The following is a 21,545-nucleotide window of genomic DNA, read 5'->3' as shown; positions in this document are numbered from 1 at the left end:
CCTGAGGTCCGTGTTGTTTGTGACTAGTGTATTTCCCTCTCGCTATTTTGCACGCTTACCCACCTATCAAGCCGAAACAGGTTCACTTGCGTTGTGTGCCTCTAACTTCCTATCGCTTCCTTCAGACCCTGCCGTTGGCCAGCAACGCCCTTGCGAGTCGGATTATCTTCCCCTCAGTCGGGGCGATTCAGGTTTCTTTCAACCTGACGGGTTTGCCAGCTTCGCTGGGCAAACAAAAAAGCGAAGTCATTTTTTTGACTCCGCTTTTTTGACACACGGTCTGTTTAAATCAATTCTTCTTTATTTAGCCCGTATTTACGCATCTTTTCGACTAGCGTCGTCCTTCGCATACTCAGCATGTCTGCCGCGCGAGCGACCACGCCTGATTGCGCCTCCAAAGCTTGTCGAATCAGATCAACTTCGTAATCCGCCAGCATTTCTTTTAGGTTAACGCCTTCCGGCGGTAGCACGACCGCGCCAGGACTATCGTGAAAGCCTGGCATCTCATCCATCATAGGATCATCATCGGGCTCACTAAACATCGCCGTTAAGGCATCACGTTCAGCCACAGCGGTTTCTTCCACCGAATACGCCTCCGGCTGAAATTCTGGAATATCACTATAACGATATTTAGCAGGAAGGTGGTTAACGTCAACAAGCTGCCCCGGATACAAAATCGCAAGACGTTCAATGAGGTTGGCGAGCTCACGCACGTTACCAGGCCACTCATGCTCCATGAGTGAGTTGATCGCGCGTGGTGAGAGGTGCACACGGCTGCTTCCTTCACTATCGAGACGCGACATCAATTCGTGTATCAGCATTGGGATGTCGTCAAGACGCTCTCGAAGCGGCGGCATTTCGATCGGAAACACGTTTAAGCGATAGTAAAGATCTTCGCGAAAATTGCCCTCTTCAATCATTTGCTCAAGCTGGCGGTGTGTGGCCGCAACCACTCTGACATCCGCGCGAATACTCTTATTTCCCCCGACTCGCTCAAAGGTGCGCTCTTGCAACACTCTTAGCAGCTTAACTTGCATCGGCATGGGCATATCGCCAATTTCGTCAAGGAATAAGGTTCCGCCCTCGGCCAACTCAAAGCGTCCTTTACGCGCGGAAATCGCCCCCGTAAACGCGCCTTTTTCGTGACCAAATAGCTCGCTTTCTAAAAGCTCTGCTGGGATAGCACCACAGTTGACCGGCACAAAAGGACCGGATGCTCGTGAGGAAGCATGATGAATGTGTCGAGCGACCACTTCTTTACCGGTACCCGACTCACCCAGAATCAATACATTCGCTTCGGTGGCAGCCACTTGGTCTACCAAACGACGGACTTGCCCCATCGCATCACTCTTACCGACCATGTTGTGAAAGGCGGTATTGTCACCGCTAAGCTGCGGAATGCTAAATGCCTGTTTTCCTGCAAACTCTCGACAGTGGTGAAGCGCGTCAAATAATTGCGGGTAGTTAAGGGGGAGACCCAGTTCACCGACATAGTTTGGCAGTCCTGAAAGCTCACGGTCGTGGCGACGTATCGCGATAACAGGAACATGATGATAGGTAGCAAGCTGCTCAAGTACCTTTTTAAGCAAGGCAGAAGAGCGGACGTGGCCAAGAAAACATGCGCCCCAGTTTTGCTCCCAAAGTGCGTCACTGACATCTGCTGTCGAGTGAAGCGCGTAACTCTCGCCAATAAAGTCGAGTATCACGCCGAGATCGTGACGAAACTGGTCATCGTCATCGATAACAAGGATTTTTGCTAAATCTTGCATGTGTGAGATACGTCTGCCCTGATAGATATATTATTGTCGTCACGTGCCAAAAAGCCGTAACAAACTCAATTTTAATCAAGACATTGTAATAGAGAACGCGCATAAGGCAACCAGAGACACAGTAAACCTGTGACTCCAGTGCCATGTCAGTCTTTTGGTAGGCTGTTTAGCTGGTTGCTTGAGTCAGATTATGGTATTCGGACGGAATTTGGTCCCACGCCGATTTTATCTCACGTAAAATCTCAATCACATCGTCGATGGGTTCCGGTTTGTTTTCCAAATTGGCCTCACTGACTTGGCGAATCATAAAGTCATAAAGCGCATCCAGGTTGTTGGCAATTTCGCCTCCATCATCCATTGATAGACAAGCGCGGAGATTAATAATGATATCCAACGCTTTACCTAACCGCTCACCTTTGACGGATAAGTCGCCTTGTGCCATGGCGGCCTTGCCCTGAATCAAGCGTTCAATCGCACCGGCCATCAACATCTGTATGACCTTATGAGGCGACGCGGCGCTTAATTGACTGTCAACAGAGACCTTTTTATAGGCCTGTAGTGAGCCTCTCATAGTCTTCCTCACCTATTGAAATTTCTTATACAGCTGCACAGATTGCTTACCCTTGCGCTGCTGCAACAACGTCTTGGCAGCATCAGCTCTTTCATTATCGAGTGCTTGAACCAGCTGTTCGGTTCTTGATAATGCCTTTGCCCATGCTTGACCATCAGGCTGCTCCGAAGACGCTGCAATCTGGTCGAGTAATGCCTTTCTATCATGCAATTGCTGAGCCAGTTTTTCGGGATCAGCATCACGTTCGGCTAGTGAATGTGCAATCGCCTCATCAATCGCTTCTAATTGCTGAAGCCAGTGTGTCATTTCACTCGTCATCATGCTGGCATGATGTTTTGCATTGCTTGAAGCTGTGAGCGCATTTGCGCTGTCGCTTCTTCCATGGCAGAGAAGCGTTTCATGGTCCGCGCCTCAAGGTTTTCCATCCGTCTATCCAGCTCCTGCTGCTCATCGCGTAAGCGCAGCTTCTGATCAGACAAGGTATTCTCGCGGTTACTGATGGCGCCACCTGCCCCGGTAAAGCCATTCACAACTTCTTCCAGCTGGCGAGCAAACCCCTTGTTTCCACCAAAGAAACCTTCTAAAGCGTTAAAATTTTGACGAAGCTGTCTATCTAACACCTTGCTATCAATTTCTAACCGCCCATCCATCGTGGTCGTTACACCCAGCTCGCTGAGTGTCTTCATCCCTTCTGGTGCTTGTTCAATGGGCGATGAAAACAAGTTCCGTAAGCGACTTGTGGCCGTACGGATTACACTTTCTCCGACTAATGGCCCACCTTGCTGTGTCTCGGGATCGTATTTACCCACGGCTTGTGCCACACGGAAAAAGGCGTTGTAGTTATCAACAAAGCTTTCCAGCGTGGAGCGTACCGACTCACGATCATGCTCAACAGACAAGGTGATGGGTGACGCCCCAGCTTGACTGACGTCAAGTGACACCCCTTCAATCGCATTGGTAAAGGTGTTGGTTTCACTCGAGACAGAAGCAATACCATCAATCATAATCTGCGCATCTTGCGCAGCTTGCATTTGCGTCAAGCCATTGCCAGCTTGACCGACTTTAAACCCCAGTTGATGCAGGGCGCTCCCCATTTGAGCATCAACATTCACTGCAATCTGATTGCCCGCCCCCGTCTTAGTGCCGTTGAGAACTAATCTTGCACCACTGTCATCTTGGATCAGTGATGCTTGCACACCGGGGTTGGTTGGGTCGCTATTAATCGCACGGACAACCTCGGTTAAACTATTTTTACCTTGTGGGATATCAATGATGCTTGTCCGGTTGCCCATGGTAATGGTGAGCTTACCAGTACCGAGTGGTGCATCAGAATCCATGCCAGCAGAAACGAGCTTATGCGTGCTCGCTAGCTGCTGAACATTAATTTGGTATTTTCCGGGGATCGCATCAGGACTCGCTGATGCACTTAAAGCGTCAGAATTACTGACTGAGGCAGTCCTTGCCGCATAAGACTCGTTGCGACGAAAGTCATACATCTGGCTTTTGAGTTTATCGAGAGATTCTTTTAAGCGGCCAAACGCACTGATGTCAGTTTCGACATCATTCATGCGTTTGACGATTCGCTCTTGTTTGGGTGCACGCTCAGCATCCACGATCTTAGTGACCATGGCATTGATATCGATACCGCTACCCATGCCTGCTGCGTTTACACCCATGACGATTCTCTCACCTCGTTATACCTTTTCTGCCACCAGCCCTCGCGCATGTTGCGACAATTGCTTGGCCAGCTCTAGCATTTCCTTTTCTGGGATTTGGCGGATGATATCCCCACTGCTCATTTCATAAACAGTGATGATACTTCTGCCCGTATCCTCATCAAGCCGGAATGCTAGGCCTTTGTTAAAAGAGGACATAAACTCATCGAGACGTTCGACCAACTTCTCCAGCTGCTCACGTTGCATTTCGCGGGTTTCGTTAAGACGCTCCGCTTGTTCAACGCGTCGCTGCTGCATAGACTCACGCGTTTCTCGACGAACGGCCTGCTGGTTTTGACTCACGCTAACCTGATCAGGCCGAGTTTTTCCTACTCTCTCTTCTCTTGCAATCTTTGTGCCGTCGGAAGAGCCGGTATGAGGCAGGGATGAAGTTGAAACGGATGAAATGTCCATTACGATTCACCTCCTGTTAGCGTAGCGGCGGAGTATCCGCCGCTACTGGGTTATAAAGCGTGATTAACTCAACAGGCTCAGTGCCGCTGACGGCGCCTGCTTGGCCTGTGCCAGAATCGACGTACCAGATTGCTGTAGGATCTGAGACTTAGTGAACTCAGTGGTCTCTTTAGCGAAGTCCACATCGCGGATTCGGCTGTTAGAGGCGGTCACGTTCTCGTTCACGTTGTCCAAGTTCGCAATCGTGTGGCTTAGACGGTTCTGTTTCGCACCCAGCTCAGCACGGTGTGAGTCAATAAACTGCATCGCGTTATCGATAAGACCCACAGCTTTCTGTGCACCACCGATAGTCGAAACATCCACATCTTTGATGGTTTCATCCACCTTGGTACCCATTGCCAATGACGTTGCCAATGCACCGGTAAAGGTAGCATCAGACCCGGATGCTGTCACAACCTGAAGCTCGCCGTCCTCAGTCACTGAAGCACTCAGTTTGTCATCTGCCTGACCATTAATATAGGTAGCAATTTCTTCAATGTCATCGCCGCCTTTTGCGGTTACGTTGATAGAGGTCGTTGCACCATCCGCATCCGTGATAGTAATGGCTAAGGTTGCACCGTCTGTTGCTGTCCAACCTGCTGATTTTGCGTTTGCTGCAGTAAAGCTAGCACCACCCATTTCAGCATGGTCAGCACGGATGTTTTTGAATTCCATCATCACGGCTTCACCAGCATCCGCACCCACCTGGAATGAACGTGTACCAAATGTGCCGTTCAGTAGTTTCGCACCACCGAATGATGTGGTTTCTGCAATACGGTTTAATTCGTCCTGCAAGGCCACCACTTCTTCTTGGATAGCTGCACGCTCAGAGTCGCCGTTTGCGCCGTTAGCGGACTGCAAAGATAGGTCACGCATACGTTGCAAGATGTTGCTTGACTCTTCCATCGCCCCTTCGGCGGTTTGCGCCATAGAGATACCGTCGTTGGCATTACGTACGGCAACGTCCAGACCACTGCTTTGAGACATCAAGCGGTTAGAAATTTGCAGACCCGCTGCGTCATCCTTGGCGCTGTTGATACGATAACCGGATGACAAACGTTCCATTGAGTTGTTCAGTGCGTCGGTTGAGTTATTCAAGTAACGCTGAGCAGTCATTGCAGGGACGTTAGTGTTAACTGTAATAGCCATAACTATTCTCCTTTGGTTCTAGGTCCGGCTTCGCCCAGCTGACCAGGGAAAACCAGTTCGAAAATCTTTCACAACCCATTTAGCGGCGCACAGTCAAAAAGCTTTAGTTTTTTTTGCGTGCTGACAATGGCTAAACCACCGTCGCTTCATGGTGCTATGGAAGTTAACGTCCACAGGAGAAATATCTTTAGCGTGATTTGCGAAAAAAATGACATAAAAAAAGCGGCAATCACTTGCCGCTTTTTAGTTGCTTGATTTGTCAGTGTTACTGAAGCAAGTTCAGTGCAGCTTGAGGCATCTGTTTGGCCTGAGCCAACATCGACGTCCCCGCTTGCTGGAGGATCTGTCCTTTCGTCATGGCCGTGGTTTCGCGCGCGAAGTCAGTATCGCGAATCCGGCTATTGGACGCAGACACATTCTCCTGAATGTTCGACAAGTTGCTGATGGTGTGGCTCAAGCGGTTTTGCTTCGCACCCAAGTCAGCACGCTGACTGTCGATATAACGCATCGCAGAGTCAATCACACCAACGGCCATTTGTGCACCGCCCACATCCGATACGTCGATGTCTTTGGTCGTGATCAAGTCACCGTTACCGGAAACTAACCCTAACGATGTCGCAAGTCCGCCTCCGAAGGTAACTGTGCCTTCGACTTTGGGCTCTTCGATAAAGATTTGCAATTGCCCTTCTTCATCGACAGACGCAGTGAGCATTTCATCGGATTGACCATTGATGTAGCTGGCCAATTCTTCAACATCATCACCTGGCTTGGCACCGATCGTTAAGCTAATGTTTTCACCGTCTTTGGTGGTAAACTGTAGCTGCAGTGTTGATGCGGTCGGGTCAACTTGCCAGTCAGCCGATTTTGACTCCGTGCCTACGAATTCAACCCCTCCCATGCGGAAATCATCTGCGCGGATGCTGGTTAAACCCATGATGATTGCTTCACCAGCATCGGCACCGATTTGGAAAGACGCATCCCCGAAAGAGCCGTTGAGTAGGCGTCGCCCACCGAATGCCGTGGTTTCTGCAATACGGTTTAGCTCATCCTGCAAGGCTGCAACCTCTTCTTGAATCGCGATGCGCTCGGATTTACCGTTCGCGCCATTCGCTGACTGCAATGAGAGATCTCGCATACGTTGCAAGATGTTAGTGGATTCTTGCATGGCGCCTTCAGCGGTCTGCGCAATCGAAATACCATCGTTGGCGTTTCGCATTGCCACATCCAGACCACGCGTCTGAGCAACCAAACGGTTAGAAATCTGCAAACCCGCCGCGTCGTCTTTAGCACTGTTGATTCGGCTACCTGACGACAGACGTTCCATTGAATTATTCAACTCATCAGTCGCTTTATTCAGGTAACGCTGCGCAGTCATCGCAGACACGTTGGTGTTAACTGTTACACCCATTTTGCTCTCCTTTGACTTTCGCTTGCTTTGCGAAACAGCCTACCCGCGACGTGTTGCACTGTTTGTTTGCGGTGCTGCGGGAACAGCTTGTTAATCAGTTTCAAGATCAGCCCGTTCAAAAACTGGCCGCTTGATGTATTTAATACAATATGTGTGCCAACTTTATAAAATTCATTTTAATCAATGATTTATAGACTTTTATTACTCAACCAATCGTCTTAAGAGGCAACGCCTAAACCATAAAATGCGGTGAAAGCGGCAAACGAGCGGCAATGCCTATCCAACTTTCTTTTCCTTGTTGCCTTGCAAGTAAGTTGCCAAACACGCTAACCCACAGATCAAAGGAACATTTTTTGCATTATCCTTGGCTTGCCATACAGCGCCATTGCCTTGACAGGCAGCGCCAACGGCCGTGCTCACCACTGCTAGAATAGGACGACGCAATCTATGACCCTAGATAACGATGGCCATACCAATATGACCTTGGATGAGGCATTTAAACTCGGCATAAACCTTTATCAGGAAGGAAATAAAGCGGACGCCCGCGACGTGTTCGAGCAAATTTTGTCTCATGCGCCCGATGCGGCACAAGTGCGGCAAGTCCTCGCCGTATTAGATGCGGAGGAAGGCAATCTCGAGCAGGCGATGGCGCATATCAACCATGCACTGGCACTCACTCCCGACGATTTATCATTACTGTTTGATAAAGCGCAGTTGCTGGTTCAACAAGGAAAGAACACGGCAGCGATGGAGATCGTCGAACGTCTATTTGTTGCCGCGCCAACCAACCCTGACATTCTGAACCTACGTGCCCAACTGACTGACAAACTCGGCCATAAAGGCGAAAGCCGTCGTACCCATGCATTACGTGACGAGTTACACCAACTCAAAAATCAAGGGCTCGCCGAAGAAATTGAGAAAACCATGACATTAGCGGCGAACTTCATGGCTGATGGACATGTGGAGCAAGGCGAACAGCTCTATCAAACGATCTTAACGCTTGAGCCGGATTACCCGCCGGCACTGATGGCACTGGCGCAGTATGCGCTGGATGATGAAGCCTTCGGAAAAGCTCATCAGTTGTTACTCCGAGGCAGTGATAAAGCGCAAGCTCATCCAGTTTGGCAACTGCTTCTGATCAAAGCCGAATCGGGATTAGGCCACTATGCCCACGCGAGACGACGCTGCCTGAGCGTGTATAAACAAAGCCAAGATCCAGCGTTTCTCCGACAATTATTGGTGATTTACCTCAATGAGCGAAACTGGTTAGAAGCCAGTAAACTTGCTAAGCAGTGCTTGCGGGAAGACCCTGAGCGCGGAGAGTTACATTATGCGCTGGCGCGTGCCACATTTGAGCATTTGAAACAGCATCACCAATTTACCCACGAAAAACTGACCCATTGCTACCATATTCACGAAAAAGCCTGTCAATACGTCGTGGGTAAGCATGCGAATACCTTGCAAGCGCAATTAGGCGAATTAGATTGGTATTTAGGCAACATTGATAGCGCGCAAAAGCGTCTCGAATCGCTATTGGCTGACAGCCCGGACGATCACGCTCTCCGCTTTAACTTAGCGTTTGTCTATCGCACTCAGATGGCATGGCCCGCATTTTATGAGGCCAACGAAGCTGGCATTGAATGTGGGCGTCGACTGAAATATCACGGTGAGTTACCACGTTGGGACCTTTCTCGTCCTGAAAGCGATGCTGTACTCATTATGCCTGAACAAGGTGTCGGGGATGAGCTCGCCTATTTTCATAATGTGCCTATGGTGGTGGAACGTGCCCGAAAGGTCTACGTTGGCTGTGATCCTCGTCTTGAACCCGTGCTCAAAGCTGCCTTTCCCACCACAGAGATCGTGCCTATTTCACGTACTGATGGGCAAGATATCCATATTCCTGATCACGTGTTGGCCGATATCAATAGCTGGGTCGCGGGCGGCTCACTGGCGGGAATTTGTTATCAGCACTTCGAACGCCACCTTTACCAGCAAACCTATATTCATGCGTCGGCGACTCAAGAGACACCTTGGCAATCGGTGCTAGATGAACTGAAAGCACAAGGGCCAGTTATTGGCGTTTGCTGGCGAAGTGGCTTGGCGGCGGCAACACGGAATATCCACTATTTGATTGCCGATGAACTGGGGCAATGGTTAACAAAAATGCGCTCCCTTCATCCTAAGGTTCAGTTTGTGAACCTACAGTATGGCGACTGCTCAAAAGAGCTGGCCAAAGTTAAAAAACAAACTGGGGTCGAGGTTGTGCAATTGCCAGGCTTGGATCTCAAGGATGATTTTGTCGGGAGTGCGAATGTCATGGCATCCATTGACGGCGTGTTTACCGCAGGTACCGCTGTTCACCGGACCGCCGTTGCGGTAGGGGCACCTTGTTATGTCTTTTTTGCCGGCCACAAAGACAGTGATCCGATGCTAGCGGTCGCAATGTCTGGCCATCAAGAGTATGCGTTCTGCTATCCACCCTTACTGAACGATAAAAAGCCGCTATTGGACGCCATGGCACAGGCCATGTATCGCGATTTATTGACCGGATAACCGACGTTGTCTCAATACCACTAACAGCAAAAGGGCAGTCAATACTGCCCTTTTCATAGAAACGTCTCACCGTTAAAGCACGTTGACGATGCGGATTAGATATAGTTGAACAGCGATAAGTCTTTCGTTTTCGCAAACGCTTGTTGCGATGCCTGTAGGGCTAACATGTCTTCATTCATATCGATCGCAGCTTGGGTATAGTCCAAGTCCTCCATAGTGCCCAATGAGCGATTTAGCACCAATTTGAAATCTTTGTGCATGCTCTCTTGCCGATCTAGCGTAGTCAAACGTGTCCCGACCTCAGAACGGGCCTTGTTTAAGTGTTTGAAGGCCGCTGCAAACTGATCGGTGACTTGATGCAGCTCTGCGGTTGCAGACGCATCATCGATGTCAGCATACGACAACGCGGCACCATGTTTAAACGCATCAAAGATAGTGAAGGTGTCTTGACGCTCGAGAGCAATGGTATCGCCGGGCTTCATCTCACCTTCAAAGGTCATTTTAAGCGTGTTCCACTCAATCCCATTTTGAGGATCGTAGAGCCCAGTGCTCACTTCGGTCCCGTTTTGGGTTAATGAGTAGGTTGTATCTCCACTGGCATTTACATCAAAGGTCACGGCGTACGCGGCGTTGTCTGCATTATTGCTGTTTTCTGCGCGAGCAAGCAGCAACAAGGAGCCATCTTGCAAATCGTATTCGGGCTGATAATCCCCATAAGGGTTATCAATTTCCATAAACATTTTATCGCCCGGATCCGATGTGGGCACTTCTACCGCGGGGGCAACTTGCGCAGTACGAAAATAGCTATCACCGGCATAACGGACATTGCCTTGACTGTCGCGATAAAAAGGTTGCGTGCTGGTTTGGGTCCCTGAGAACAAGAAGTTGCCTGATTCATCCTTGGTATTCACCAAGTCCATAAAATTATCAAACATACCTTGCAAGTCTTGACGGTGCGCGGTGCGATCGTCATCGGATAGCGACCCGTTGATCATCGCCATCACTTTGCGTTTCGCACTGTCCATCAATTGCTCAGACTCATCAATCGCGATCTCTTCACGCGTTTGGCGGTTTCTCGCTAACGTTATCGAGTCAATGAACTGATCAATTTGTTCGTCTTGCTGGCGGAAATTCTGAATATAAATTGACGACACAGGATCATCACCTGCAGTGATCACCCGCTTACCGGTCGCCATTTGTTCTTGATTATCTTGCACCTTAATATTCTGGCGCATGATATCGTTAGACACTGACTGGTAGTTGTGAAAGCTGGCAATACGGCTAATCATGATAGCTATCCTTATCGTGTCGCATTGAGCAGTGAATCAAACGTCTCATTTGCCGCTGTCATAATGCGCGACGCCGCCATATAGGCACGTTGAAACTTCATCATATTCGCGGCTTCTTCGTCCAGATTGACCCCAGCGATTTCAGCAACGCGTCCTTCCACCGCATCATGCTCCACCAAGCTGACATCTTGCAGTCGTTCATACGACGCTTTTTGTACGCCAAGGTCGGTATTCAACCCTTCATACACATCCAATAAGGTAGAACGTCCGTTATCCATCAGCTTTTGCGTTTGCAATTCTTGCATTCGGATCAGGTTACTGTTGTCGCCATCTGCTGGGATCAGACTGATGGCAAGAATGTCGTCAGGCGCCGCTTTATCGTTAATCTCAATCAAGGTGCCATTGACGTTAATCGGCCCTGTTGGCGGATATGCTTGCGGAGCAAGCAATACTTGTCCGTCTGTATCCGTGACCGCAAACTGACTCCCATCGGGTGATATGCGAACTTGGAATTCTTTCTGAGCCCCAGACTGCAGTACGCGCACATCCCCCTCACCATGGCTAATTGAGCTGGCGCTGACATAACTTTGAGCGGCAATGCCAGCAGGATCATCCATCACCATGCGGATTTGCCCCGCAGCTGCACGCGCGGGGCGCAAAAAGACCCGTTCGTTAGGCGCAAGGTTAGCGTCGATTTGAACGCGCATGCCATCTACATTAAAACTTGGCGGTGTTCCGCTTGGCGTCACCGCTGATTGCTGACCATCAGGTGACGTGAGTGTGTACTGCGCCCCATCAAATTTTAATTGATAGTCACCAATTTTAAGCTTCTGAAGATCATCGATGTACACTTTAAGATCGGCGGTCGAATCACCACTTTTGATCACCCGGGATGCCGCAATACGGTCGTCATTAAAGTCGGTCAGGATATTCTTGCCAACCTCACCATTTAGATCGAAGCCTTGTCCTTGCAAATCGTTCAATGCTTGAGAAAAGCCAATCGCTATACGGCCGAGTTCGTCACGCGCCTGCCCCAGTGTCTGATCGCGATATTCAAATAACGCGCCGAGTTTGCCGCGAATATCGCGATTAGAAATCGCCTTCACGCTTTTCCCTTCAACTAAGGCCAGCTGACGTTCTTGGTGATCAGGCTTTCCCGGTAAGGTTGTGAGTTCACTGCTGTTCATCCCTGACACTAACATATGACCACTGCCGATGATGACGTTAAATAAGCCATCTTCACGCGCATTAACACTGACTTGGGTGTATTCAGCTAACTCACGAATGAGCTTGTCATGACGGTCAAGTAGATCGTTCGGCTCGCCCGGTGTTTTCAGAATAGCTTTATGAATATCAACAATTTCGCGGCCAATATCGTTCATACGCTTGACCGTGGCATCGATTTGCGAGGAGGTATCAATCGACTGCTGCTGAAGTACGCCATATACGTCGTTTAATCCAGCAGACACCATGCGCGCTTTCTCTAGCACCACCTTACGCGCTCCCATATCACTCGGGCTATCGGTGAGGCCTTTTACTGCACCAAAGAACTCATTCATATTGTCAGGAATTTTCCGCGCTGAGTGCGCCATCATATCGTCAAGGCGCCCAAGCTGATCATTACGCGCGGCGGCATGTTCTAAATTGGAGGTAGCAATATTGAGCTCATTAACGGCAAACTTATCGTAATTACGGCGCACTGCAGCGGCGTGTACGCCGTCACCGTAGTTATTCCCTCCCCAATAATGAGGATCGTTAACTTGTTGCTCAACAGACTGACGGCTATAACCCTCAGTGTTCACATTGGAAATATTGTGACCTGTGGTATTAAGTTGTCGCTGCGCGGTGAGTACACCTTGCGACCCAAGGGAAAGCAGGTCAAAGCCCATTGTGCCTCCAGAAAACCCGGCAATAGAAACGAGATACAGGAATCAAAGCAAGAATTGAGCCAATAGAAATATAGGCTTTTAATTTTATAAAAATCAGTGAGTTAATATAAACTTTCAACATAAAACAAAGACAGGAAAGGACAACGGCAAGCTCTTGCCTGCCGTTATTGATCCATTATGCCGCGGACTTGTTCGAGCACGCGGAGCACCTTGTTCGAATAATCTGGATCGGTCGCATAACCGGCCTGATGCAACTCGCGAATAAATTGCTCTGGTTGTGCGGACTGGGACAGTGCCTGCTGATAGCGAGGGTTGCTATTGAGGAAAGAGACGAAGTCGTCAAAGCTATCTTGATACGATGGGTAGGCACGGAAACTCGCGGTTTCTTGAACCGGTATGCCATCATAGACTTCTAAGGTCTGCGTCGCGACTTTATCGCCCTGCCAGCGCTTATCGGCCTTAATATTAAATAGGTTATGGCTGTTATCGCGCGCGTTGGCGATCACTTTTTTACCCCATCCCGTTTCTAGCGCCGCTTGCGCAAGAATAATCGCAGGATCGGTACCTAGCGCCCTAGCGGCTCGACGTGCGTGAGGCGTGAGGGTTTGCACAAACGATTCTGGCGAATCAAACGATTCTTTACGTATAGGACGCTCTGGAATACTTGGCGGCGCGATAGACTGTCTATCCAGTTCGGCCATCGCTTGCTCTGCCGCTTGCCGACTTTGATCTTTATTCATGGGCAGCGCGTTCGCGGATGCGAAAGCGGCCTCTTTTAAGTTGGTTTGAGGCTCACCCGATTGCGCGCTGCCTAGCTGTTGCACAATCATATCTGCCAGGCCGAGGGAACCTTCCCGGCTCAGTTCACTGGCAAGTTGCTCATCGGCCATTTGCTCGTAAAACTTCGATGTGCGGTTATCAATCAAATCCGATTCAAACGCTTCATTCGCTTCTCGCATCGATTTGAACAGCATTTGTGTAAACAATGACTCAAACTGTTCTGCCGCCGCCCGCAATGCCGCTTTTTCATCACCATCTTTACCACTTACGGCTTTTTGCCGTAGTGAATCGAGCTGGCTAATGTCATGCACAAACTGGCTATCAACCGGTGATTTCATTGTTCTGCCCTATATCACGATCAACTGGCCATCAATGGCACCTGCTTGTTTCAGCGCTTGCAGTATCGCCATCAGATCTGACGGTGCTGCCCCCACGCCATTAACGGCACGTACCAAGTCGTCCAAGGTCACGCCCGGCTTAAAGTGGAACATCCGCCCCTCTTCTTCTTGCACTTCAATATCGGTATCCGGCGTAACGATCGCTTCCCCGCCCCCGAGCGGATTAGGCTGACTCACATTGAAATCTTCATTAATGGATACGGTCATCCCACCATGAGTGATCGCCGCAGGTCGCAAACGAACATTTTGTCCCACCACGATCGTCCCCGTACGGGAGTTTACAATGATCTTGGCGGCGGCATCGCCTGGCTCAAATTCAATGTTTTCCACCGTCGATAAAAACGCGACGCGCTGGCTGACATCACGAGGCGCTCGAACACGTATAGACGTCGCATCCATCGCTGAGGCCATTGAAGGGCCTAAGAAGCGATTAATGGCATCCGCCATACGTTGGGCGGTGGTGAAATCTGCTTGGAATAAGTTGAAGGTCAAGAAATCGCCGCGACCAAAGGGATTGGGCACTTCGCGCTCAACAGACGCGCCATTAGTGATACGGCCAACCGTTGGTGTATTCCCCACTAATCGTGAGCCATCCGCCCCCGTGGCGCTAAAGCCACCCACAATCAAGTTGCCTTGTGCAATGGCATAGACGTTACCATCCAACCCTTTCAGGAAGGTTTGCAACAGCGTTCCCCCGCGCAGGCTTTCAGCCGAACCAATCGAGGAAACCGTCACGTCAAGTTTTTGACCCTGCTTCGCAAAGGCGGGTAAATCTGCCGTAACAGCCACCGCCGCAATATTGGCTGCCTGAGGGTTGATGTCAGGTGGCAGCTGGATGCCAAAGTTTTCCAGCATAGATTTAAAACTTTGATCGGTAAACGGCGTGCTCTCACCGGTGCCCGGTAAACCCACGACCAGACCATAGCCTGTCAGGGTGTTGCTACGTACACCTGCCACTTCCGACACATCTTTTATGCGTGCCGCGAGGCTCGGAAACGCCACCACTAGCAATACAATCGATAACAACCACTTTTTCACGTCAACTCTCCGGCACGTTATTGCGCTATAAAGTGACATTAAAGAATCGTGCCAACCAGCCTTGCTCTTGCGTATCTTGGCGATCACCCGTTCCTGAATATTGAATACGCGCGTTAGAAATACGTGTCGATGCAATCGTGTTATCTGGGCTAATGTCGGCCGGACGAATGGTACCGCTGAGGCGTATGTATTCATCCCCTGAGTTTAATGTCAGCCACTTTTCACCTCGAACCATGAGGTTACCATTCGCAAGAACATCAATTACTTGGACTGAGATTGATCCCTGTAGGCTGTTGCTCTGATCGGCTGAGGCAGAGCCTGTGAAGGAGTTATCGTTACTCACTTCATAAGAAAGGGTCCGCTCGCCGATAGTGATCTCTTCCCCCCCCAACGAGAGCGGATCCATGCTGAGGTCATTGGATTTCGCCAAATCAGAGCTCGCACTTTTTTGTGCTTGCGTGTTCTCTTCGAGCATCACGGTGACGATATCCCCCAAACCGCGCGGTTTAGACCCGTCATAAAGGTCACGCTGGCGGGTGCTATCAAACAAGGAGCCTGTCGCCGTCGCGTAATGCTCTGGGGGTTGCTGAGGACGAATGGGTGACCAAGCCGGATCACCTGCTTTGGGATCTTCGCGTTGGCGGAGTAAGCCAATCAGCCCCTCACTGTCTGGCGCTGTCTCGCCCTCGACCGCATCCGTGGTTGAGGTTGCTTGGTCAAGATCACTACCTGTGTCTTGCTGACCCGGCAAAGAGCAGCCGCTCAGACCGAACAAGGCCATAAGCAACAAGCTTGGCATTAAAACACGTTGGAAAGTCATCAGCGCCCCCTTGTAATCCTTAACCTTGTTTATAACTGCTGATTCACATAGCTCAGCATTTGGTCAACAGACGAAATCACTTTTGAGTTCATCTCGTAGACACGCTGCGCTTCAATCATGTTGACCAGCTCTTCGGTGACATTCACATTAGAGGTTTCTAGCATCGACTGCTTCACTTCACCGAAGCCATCCAGACCAGGCACCCCTTCTTGTGGATCGCCACTGGCCCCTGTCGGTAAGTAAATGTTTTGCCCAATCGGTTCCAACCCACCCGGGTTGATAAAATCGACCGTGGTGATCTGACCCAACACTTGGTTTTCTTGCTGCCCACGCAAACGGGCTGACACTTCACCGTCAGTACCCACTGTAATCTGCACCGCGTCTTGCGGTACGGTGATTTCAGGTTGCAGCACGTAGCCAGAACCCGATGTCACTATGGTGCCTTCATCGTTTAGGGTGAACTGACCATTACGTTGGTAACCGATATTGCCGTCCGGCAACAATACTTGGAAGAAACCATCGCCTTGGATCATCATATCAAGCGCGTTATTGGTGGTTTGCACATTACCATTGGTATGAACACGCTGCGTGGCAACCACTTTAGAACCCGCGCCTAGCATCAAGCCACTGGGCAACTCTGTGTTTTGCGAAGACTGGCCACCCGGTTGGTTGATGTTTTGATAAAACAAATCTTCAAACACGGCACGCGACTTTTTAAAGCCAATGGTGGATGCGTTCGCTAAGTTATTCGAGATGGTCGAGATGTTAGTCTGTTGCGCATCAAGTCCGGTTTTACTGACCCATAATGCTGGATGCATAGTGTGTTCCTCTTAAGATGACTTAGCCAAGCTGCAACAGTGATGCAGACGACTCGTCCATTTTTTCCGCAGTTTTCATCAGCTTCACTTGCATTTCAAAGTGACGCTGCAAGTCGATTAAGCCGGTCATTTCGCCCACAGCATTAACGTTGCTGCCTTCTAATGCACCGGTGAGTAGCGTCACGCCCGCATCAGCAGGAAAGATAGTGCCGGGTTGCTTGGCTTTGAAAACCCCGTCTTTGTCTTTGAATAAGTCTTGATTGTCAGGACGAACCAATTTAATCCTATCCACCACTTCCATCGCATCGGCAGGCGCTCCTTGCGGAAGCACCGACACCGAGCCATCTTTGCCCACTTCAATTTTTGCTGCCGGGAGTGGAATAAAAATCGGACCGCCGGTTTCCCCTAGGATTAGGTTGCCGTTACTGTTTTGCAGTAACCCTGTCTGGTCGACTTTCAAGTGGCCCGCGCGGGTATATCCCTCTTGCCCTTGGCTATCGAGTACCGCTAACCAACCCTGTCCCTGCACGGCAACATCGAGGTTACGGCCAGTGGTAATCGTTGAGCCTTGCTCAAAACGATAGCCAGGACGCTCTGTCATGTTGAACACACGGCTGGGAAGTCCTTCGCCATACGCTTGCATGGAGCGAGACTGCTCAAGATCGGCTCGAAAGCCTGTTGTGCTCACGTTTGCCAAGTTATTTGCGCGCAGCTGCATCGCTTGCATGTCCTGCTTCGCACCACTCATGGCAAGGTATAACGCGCGATCCATATTGGTTGCCTCCACAATCGTTCTAACCAGAACAAAGCAAAGAGCATGCCATTATTAAAACTTGATGTTTATCAGGTGATTATGAAGATTTGGCGCCAAGAGGACGCTAAAGAGAAGGAGAGAATGGAAAAGCCTTGCCGCCCAAGGGGTGGACGGCAAGGAAAGCACGGCTATCGAATTTGCAAGATGTTTTGTTGCATCTGGTTGCTCACTTCCAAGGCTCGCGAGTTGGCTTGGAAGTTACGCTGTGCAGTGATCAAGTCCACCAGCTCTTGAGTCATATCGATATTCGATTGCTCTATCGTTCCGCTTTTTACTTGGCCAAACGCACCTTGCATCGCTTCACCAAAAATAGGATCGCCAGAGTCTTGTGTCACATCCCATTGGGTGTTGCCCACTTGCGCGAGGCCTTGTTGGTTGGCCACACGAACCATGGCGACACGCCCTAGTGCGATGTTTTCACCGTTACTATAGGTGGCCATGATGGTGCCTTTGGGATCAATATCGACCTTGGTCAAATAGCCGGTCGTCGCGCCATCGTCGCTAAACTTACGCATTTCAAACGGTGCGGCATATTGGGTTGGGTTGTCGAAGTTAATCGTCAACTGCTGATCACCATTTGCACCGTTCATCTCTAGCGCCGCCCCCGCAGGGCCAAGCGGATCGGTCACTATTGGGTTGCCACCGTTGATGCTGTTAACGGAGCCATCTGAGTTAAAATCGACCGTATGCCCCGTGTGTCCTGTGGCGTTGGTGACGTTACCACCTTGAATATTAACCGGTTTTTCCCCTTCGGGATCCGTCATGGTGTAGTACACCGACCAACTATTCGGGTTGGCGGGATCATTGCCTTTCACATAGTAGGTGGAAAGCTTATAAGGCTGACCCAATGAATCATACACAGTGGCAGAGGTTTGCTTGTTGTAGGTTTCTGGGTCTTCAAAATTAAACTGCGCCGGATCTTTCTCTGCACCACCGGCTGGTAAGTTCAAGCCAATATCAACATTTTGCGAGGCACGAGGCTGACCAAACTGATCGGGCACATTCAGCGCTTGGGGTTCGTACGATCCCACTTGCTGCGTGTCAGGGTCTACTTTATAACCCAGCAGATATTGGCCTTCCGAGTTGATAATGTCGTTGTTTTTATCAAGGTGGAAGGCACCGTTACGCGTCAGGTGATAGTCGTTGGTTTGAAGCTTGTCATTCGAGACGCCAAAGAACCCATTACCACTGATCCGTAAATCCAACGGGTTGTTGGTGTAGATACTCGAGCCCTCATGGAACTGCTGCGCAACGACTGAGGTTTGCACACCCGTACCATTGGTGGTTTTCGAGTTCGAAAAAATCGACGTTGAATACACATCCCCGAACTCAGCACGCGACTCTTTAAAGCCATAGGTATTGGCGTTCGCAATGTTGTTACTGGTGGTATTCATGTCTTTCTGGGCCGCACCAAGGCCACTTAACGCAATATTAAAACCCATTGCTTTCCACTCCTAATAAATCGGTTAGCCTTTCGTCACATTACCGACGTCGGCATTACCGACTTCTAGCACTTCAGCGAGCTTGAACGGTGAGGAGAAGCCGGCAAGATTTAACATCACGTTGCCGTCGCCATTCCCCAGCAAGACACTGTTCACATTGGCATAGGTTGATAAATCAAACTCTTGAGTTTTGCCATCAACCATGCCGCTGACTTTCAATCGATAGCGACCTTCCGGCATCGGATTGCCGTTGTCATCGTTGCCGTCCCACTCAACTCGGTGATCGCCGGGCGGCTTCGGTCCCATGCTGAAGGTTCGCAATAGCTGGCCTTGTTCGTTCTCCACCCGAACACTCACGTTATCGAGCGCGCGAGGCAGTTTTACCATGCCCGCGATTCCGCCCGCTTCAGGCTTGACGCCCATCGAGCCAGGAACCAGTACGTCTCGGCCAACCAAAGATGACGCTTGTAGTGCTTGGTTTGAAGTAATCGACTCATTGAACGCATCAAATTGATTGTTCATCTTGCCGATCCCTTCTACCGTCGCGAATGACGCCATCTGGGAGATCATTTTGTCATTGTCGACAGGCTTGAACGGATCCTGTTGTGACAGCTGCTTGGTGAGCAGTGAGAGAAAGTCTTCCTGCTTGAGCTCAGTCTGTCCGGTGACTTTCTCCTGGCTCTCTTGCAGTTTTTTCTCCTGCTGCGCCTTGAGCTGGTCAATGTAGGACAGTCCGCTAGTCGAACCTGTACCGTCGATTCCGGCCATTATCGCCTCCTACATTACTGACCCATCTGAAGCGTACGCATCAGCATTTGTTTACTCGCATCGGCAACCTGCACGTTAGTTTGGTAGGCGCGCGACGCGGAGATCATATTCGCCATTTCTTCCATCACGTTGACGTTGGGTTTAAAAATATAACCCTCTTCATTCGCCATCGGGTGGTCAGGGTTATATTCGGCACGTAAAGGCTTTTGGCTCTCAACGATACCTTTAATATGCACCGGCACACTCTCACCGCTTTGCTGCTTGAAGCGATTAAGCTCTGCAGCAAAAATCGGATGCCGTGCACGGTAGGTTTCCTGCGCAGAACTGCTTACCGAATTGGCATTGGCTAGGTTGCTTGATGTGGTGTTCAACCGCACTGACTCTGCGCTCATCGCCGAACCAGATACGTTAAAGATATTAAACAAGCTCATCGGTTATTCCCCTTTCAATGCCTTTTTCATGTTCTTGAACTTTGAGCCAAGAAAATCCAGTGAGGCTTGGTATTCCAATGCATTCTGCATAAACAAATTCTTTTCGAGCTGAGCATCAACCGTGTTGCCATCCCCAGTATCAGGTTGCGTAGGCACGCGGTACTTCTTCTCGCCCGCCACGTGGGTGGTGGCAGCAATGTGCCGCTCACTAGTGCGGCTTAGGCCAATACTTGCCCCTGAGGTTGCCGCCTGCAAAGCACGTTTAAAGTCGATATCTTGTGCTTTGTAGCCTGGCGTATTGGCATTAGCAATGTTGCTAGACAGCGTCTCTGCCCGTGTAGCGCGTACGCCGACAGTGTGCTGGTGTACGCCTAATGCATTGTCAAATGTAATCGCCATGGGCAACCTCCAAAACTCTTCTCATTACATCAAAGCAATCTTGATGCCAATTTTTAATATCCAATCTAAACACTATATTTTCAATGAGATAGAAACCAAGCCGCGGGATTATCTGGATGAGACGGCGGCAATAGTCACTAAAGAAGAGGCAAACAGAAAAGAAAAAGCGGCAAGAAAGATGCCGCTTTTGAAAAGGATTACTTGAGTTTGTAAATAATACCGGGGTTACACCGGATCATCTCAAATTTATCAGTGAGCCCAGTCAGCGACTCAGATGCCCCAAGAATTAAGTGTCCGCCCGGGTTAAGCGCTCCCGCCATCTGATTTAAGACCTGAGCCTTCATGTCTGGCGAAAAGTAAATCAAGACGTTACGACAAAAAATAATGTCGAACTTACCCAATAAGCTATAGCTTTCCATCAGGTTCTGCGGGCGGAATGTCACCATGCGCTTAATATTCTCTTTCACCCGCATCTTGCCATCACCGACATCTTCAAAGAAGGTACGACGACGCTCGGGTGAGAGTCCGCGCCCTAGGGCCAGATTATCGTAAATTCCCTGACGGCAAGCTTCCAACATCGACGTTGATATATCGGTAGCAGTAATGCTCACACTGCCTAGCATGCCCGGCTTACGTTGCTGCGTTTCAGCCACTGTCATGGCAATAGAATACGGCTCTTGCCCAGATGAGCTCGCCGCCGACCAAATTTTGATCGGTTTGCGGGCTTTGCCTAATTCAGGCAGTAGACGATGGGCCAACACTTCAAACGGATAGGTGTCACGAAACCACAGGGTTTCATTGGTGGTCATCGCATCGATTGCTGCCACTGCCAGCTCTCGATTTCGGCCCGTAATCACCGATTTCACCAATTCAGAGAGTGACGCCAAACCAAACTTATTGACCAATGGGCTAAGTCGGCTTCGTACTAGGTATTGTTTGCTATCCCCAAGCACGATGCCGCATTTCGATTCGAGATGCTTGCAGAAGTCTCGATATTCTTGGTCACTGATTGCTACATTTGTCATTAATCAACTCAATCGC

The 21,545-nt window shown here is 49.9% G+C and carries 21 protein-coding genes; 2 read left to right on the top strand and 19 right to left on the bottom strand.

Annotated elements, in window-relative coordinates; genetic code table 11:
* Positions 1–284 precede the first annotated feature (284 nt).
* The 7 genes from BGK46_RS11065 to BGK46_RS11035 form a co-directional block, all read right to left on the bottom strand.
* Positions 285–1,769 (bottom strand): sigma-54 dependent transcriptional regulator, encoded by a 1,485-nt coding sequence (locus BGK46_RS11065; protein WP_069589318.1) that lies wholly within the window; start codon positions 1,767–1,769, stop codon positions 285–287.
* Positions 1,770–1,935: 166 nt separating this feature from the next.
* Positions 1,936–2,340, bottom strand: a complete 405-nt coding sequence (gene fliS / locus BGK46_RS11060; protein ID WP_069589317.1) for a flagellar export chaperone FliS — start codon at positions 2,338–2,340, stop codon at positions 1,936–1,938.
* A gap of 12 nt (positions 2,341–2,352) precedes the next feature.
* Complete coding sequence (locus BGK46_RS11055) at positions 2,353–2,646, bottom strand: hypothetical protein (RefSeq protein ID WP_131825260.1); 294 nt, start codon at positions 2,644–2,646, stop codon at positions 2,353–2,355.
* An 11-nt stretch (positions 2,647–2,657) separates the two neighbouring features.
* Positions 2,658–4,016: a flagellar filament capping protein FliD gene (gene fliD / locus BGK46_RS11050; RefSeq protein WP_069589314.1), complete on the bottom strand. Its 1,359-nt coding sequence runs from the start codon at positions 4,014–4,016 to the stop codon at positions 2,658–2,660.
* An 18-nt stretch (positions 4,017–4,034) separates the two neighbouring features.
* Positions 4,035–4,469: a flagellar protein FlaG gene (locus tag BGK46_RS11045; protein ID WP_069589313.1), complete on the bottom strand. Its 435-nt coding sequence runs from the start codon at positions 4,467–4,469 to the stop codon at positions 4,035–4,037.
* A 63-nt stretch (positions 4,470–4,532) separates the two neighbouring features.
* Positions 4,533–5,657 (bottom strand): flagellin, encoded by a 1,125-nt coding sequence (locus BGK46_RS11040; protein WP_069589311.1) that lies wholly within the window; start codon positions 5,655–5,657, stop codon positions 4,533–4,535.
* Positions 5,658–5,922: 265 nt separating this feature from the next.
* Positions 5,923–7,065 carry a flagellin gene (locus BGK46_RS11035; protein ID WP_069589310.1) on the bottom strand — a complete coding sequence of 381 codons (1,143 nt, stop codon included), beginning with the start codon at positions 7,063–7,065 and terminating at the stop codon, positions 5,923–5,925.
* A 447-nt stretch (positions 7,066–7,512) separates the two neighbouring features.
* Between BGK46_RS11035 and BGK46_RS11030 the strand changes: the two genes are divergently transcribed.
* A complete protein-coding gene (locus tag BGK46_RS11030) occupies positions 7,513–9,618 on the top strand; it encodes a tetratricopeptide repeat protein (RefSeq protein ID WP_069589309.1) in 2,106 nt (701 codons plus the stop codon).
* A gap of 95 nt (positions 9,619–9,713) precedes the next feature.
* Here BGK46_RS11030 and flgL read toward each other — a convergent pair whose 3' ends face one another.
* From flgL to flgB, 11 genes are all read right to left on the bottom strand, one after another.
* Complete coding sequence (flgL, locus tag BGK46_RS11025) at positions 9,714–10,907, bottom strand: flagellar hook-associated protein FlgL (RefSeq protein ID WP_069589307.1); 1,194 nt, start codon at positions 10,905–10,907, stop codon at positions 9,714–9,716.
* An 11-nt stretch (positions 10,908–10,918) separates the two neighbouring features.
* The gene (flgK, locus tag BGK46_RS11020) at positions 10,919–12,796 is read right to left on the bottom strand and encodes a flagellar hook-associated protein FlgK (protein WP_069589306.1); all 1,878 of its coding nucleotides are present in this window, start codon (positions 12,794–12,796) and stop codon (positions 10,919–10,921) included.
* Between the two features lie 164 nt (positions 12,797–12,960).
* Entirely contained in the window at positions 12,961–13,914 is a 954-nt protein-coding gene (flgJ, locus tag BGK46_RS11015) for a flagellar assembly peptidoglycan hydrolase FlgJ (RefSeq protein ID WP_069589305.1), read from the bottom strand.
* A 9-nt stretch (positions 13,915–13,923) separates the two neighbouring features.
* Positions 13,924–15,051 carry a flagellar basal body P-ring protein FlgI gene (locus tag BGK46_RS11010; RefSeq protein WP_371414222.1) on the bottom strand — a complete coding sequence of 376 codons (1,128 nt, stop codon included), beginning with the start codon at positions 15,049–15,051 and terminating at the stop codon, positions 13,924–13,926.
* A complete protein-coding gene (gene flgH, locus BGK46_RS11005; RefSeq protein WP_371414221.1) occupies positions 15,038–15,832 on the bottom strand; it encodes a flagellar basal body L-ring protein FlgH in 795 nt (264 codons plus the stop codon). The genes BGK46_RS11010 and flgH overlap by 14 nt, the downstream gene beginning before the upstream one ends.
* 29 nt (positions 15,833–15,861) lie before the next feature.
* Positions 15,862–16,650, bottom strand: a complete 789-nt coding sequence (flgG, locus tag BGK46_RS11000; RefSeq protein ID WP_069589302.1) for a flagellar basal-body rod protein FlgG — start codon at positions 16,648–16,650, stop codon at positions 15,862–15,864.
* A 22-nt stretch (positions 16,651–16,672) separates the two neighbouring features.
* A complete protein-coding gene (gene flgF, locus BGK46_RS10995; RefSeq protein ID WP_069589300.1) occupies positions 16,673–17,422 on the bottom strand; it encodes a flagellar basal-body rod protein FlgF in 750 nt (249 codons plus the stop codon).
* Between the two features lie 170 nt (positions 17,423–17,592).
* On the bottom strand, positions 17,593–18,906 hold the full coding sequence (gene flgE / locus BGK46_RS10990; RefSeq protein WP_069589299.1) for a flagellar hook protein FlgE: 1,314 nt from the start codon (positions 18,904–18,906) through the stop codon (positions 17,593–17,595).
* A 24-nt stretch (positions 18,907–18,930) separates the two neighbouring features.
* Positions 18,931–19,674 carry a flagellar hook assembly protein FlgD gene (locus tag BGK46_RS10985; RefSeq protein WP_069589298.1) on the bottom strand — a complete coding sequence of 248 codons (744 nt, stop codon included), beginning with the start codon at positions 19,672–19,674 and terminating at the stop codon, positions 18,931–18,933.
* A 14-nt stretch (positions 19,675–19,688) separates the two neighbouring features.
* Entirely contained in the window at positions 19,689–20,105 is a 417-nt protein-coding gene (gene flgC, locus BGK46_RS10980) for a flagellar basal body rod protein FlgC (RefSeq protein ID WP_069589296.1), read from the bottom strand.
* Between the two features lie 3 nt (positions 20,106–20,108).
* Positions 20,109–20,504: a flagellar basal body rod protein FlgB gene (flgB, locus tag BGK46_RS10975; protein ID WP_069589295.1), complete on the bottom strand. Its 396-nt coding sequence runs from the start codon at positions 20,502–20,504 to the stop codon at positions 20,109–20,111.
* Between flgB and BGK46_RS10970 the strand changes: the two genes are divergently transcribed.
* Entirely contained in the window at positions 20,503–20,709 is a 207-nt protein-coding gene (locus tag BGK46_RS10970; RefSeq protein WP_069589293.1) for a hypothetical protein, read from the top strand. The genes flgB and BGK46_RS10970 overlap by 2 nt on opposite strands.
* On the opposite strand, the gene BGK46_RS10965 is transcribed toward BGK46_RS10970, so the two are convergent.
* Complete coding sequence (locus BGK46_RS10965; RefSeq protein WP_069589292.1) at positions 20,702–21,529, bottom strand: CheR family methyltransferase; 828 nt, start codon at positions 21,527–21,529, stop codon at positions 20,702–20,704. The genes BGK46_RS10970 and BGK46_RS10965 overlap by 8 nt on opposite strands.
* Positions 21,530–21,545 lie beyond the last annotated feature (16 nt).

It is taken from the genome of Salinivibrio sp. SS2 (assembly GCF_001722075.1).
GTDB classification, from domain to species: domain Bacteria; phylum Pseudomonadota; class Gammaproteobacteria; order Enterobacterales; family Vibrionaceae; genus Salinivibrio; species Salinivibrio proteolyticus.
Note: the sequence above shows the minus strand (reverse complement) of the source record. Positions and strands in the feature narration are given on the sequence as shown.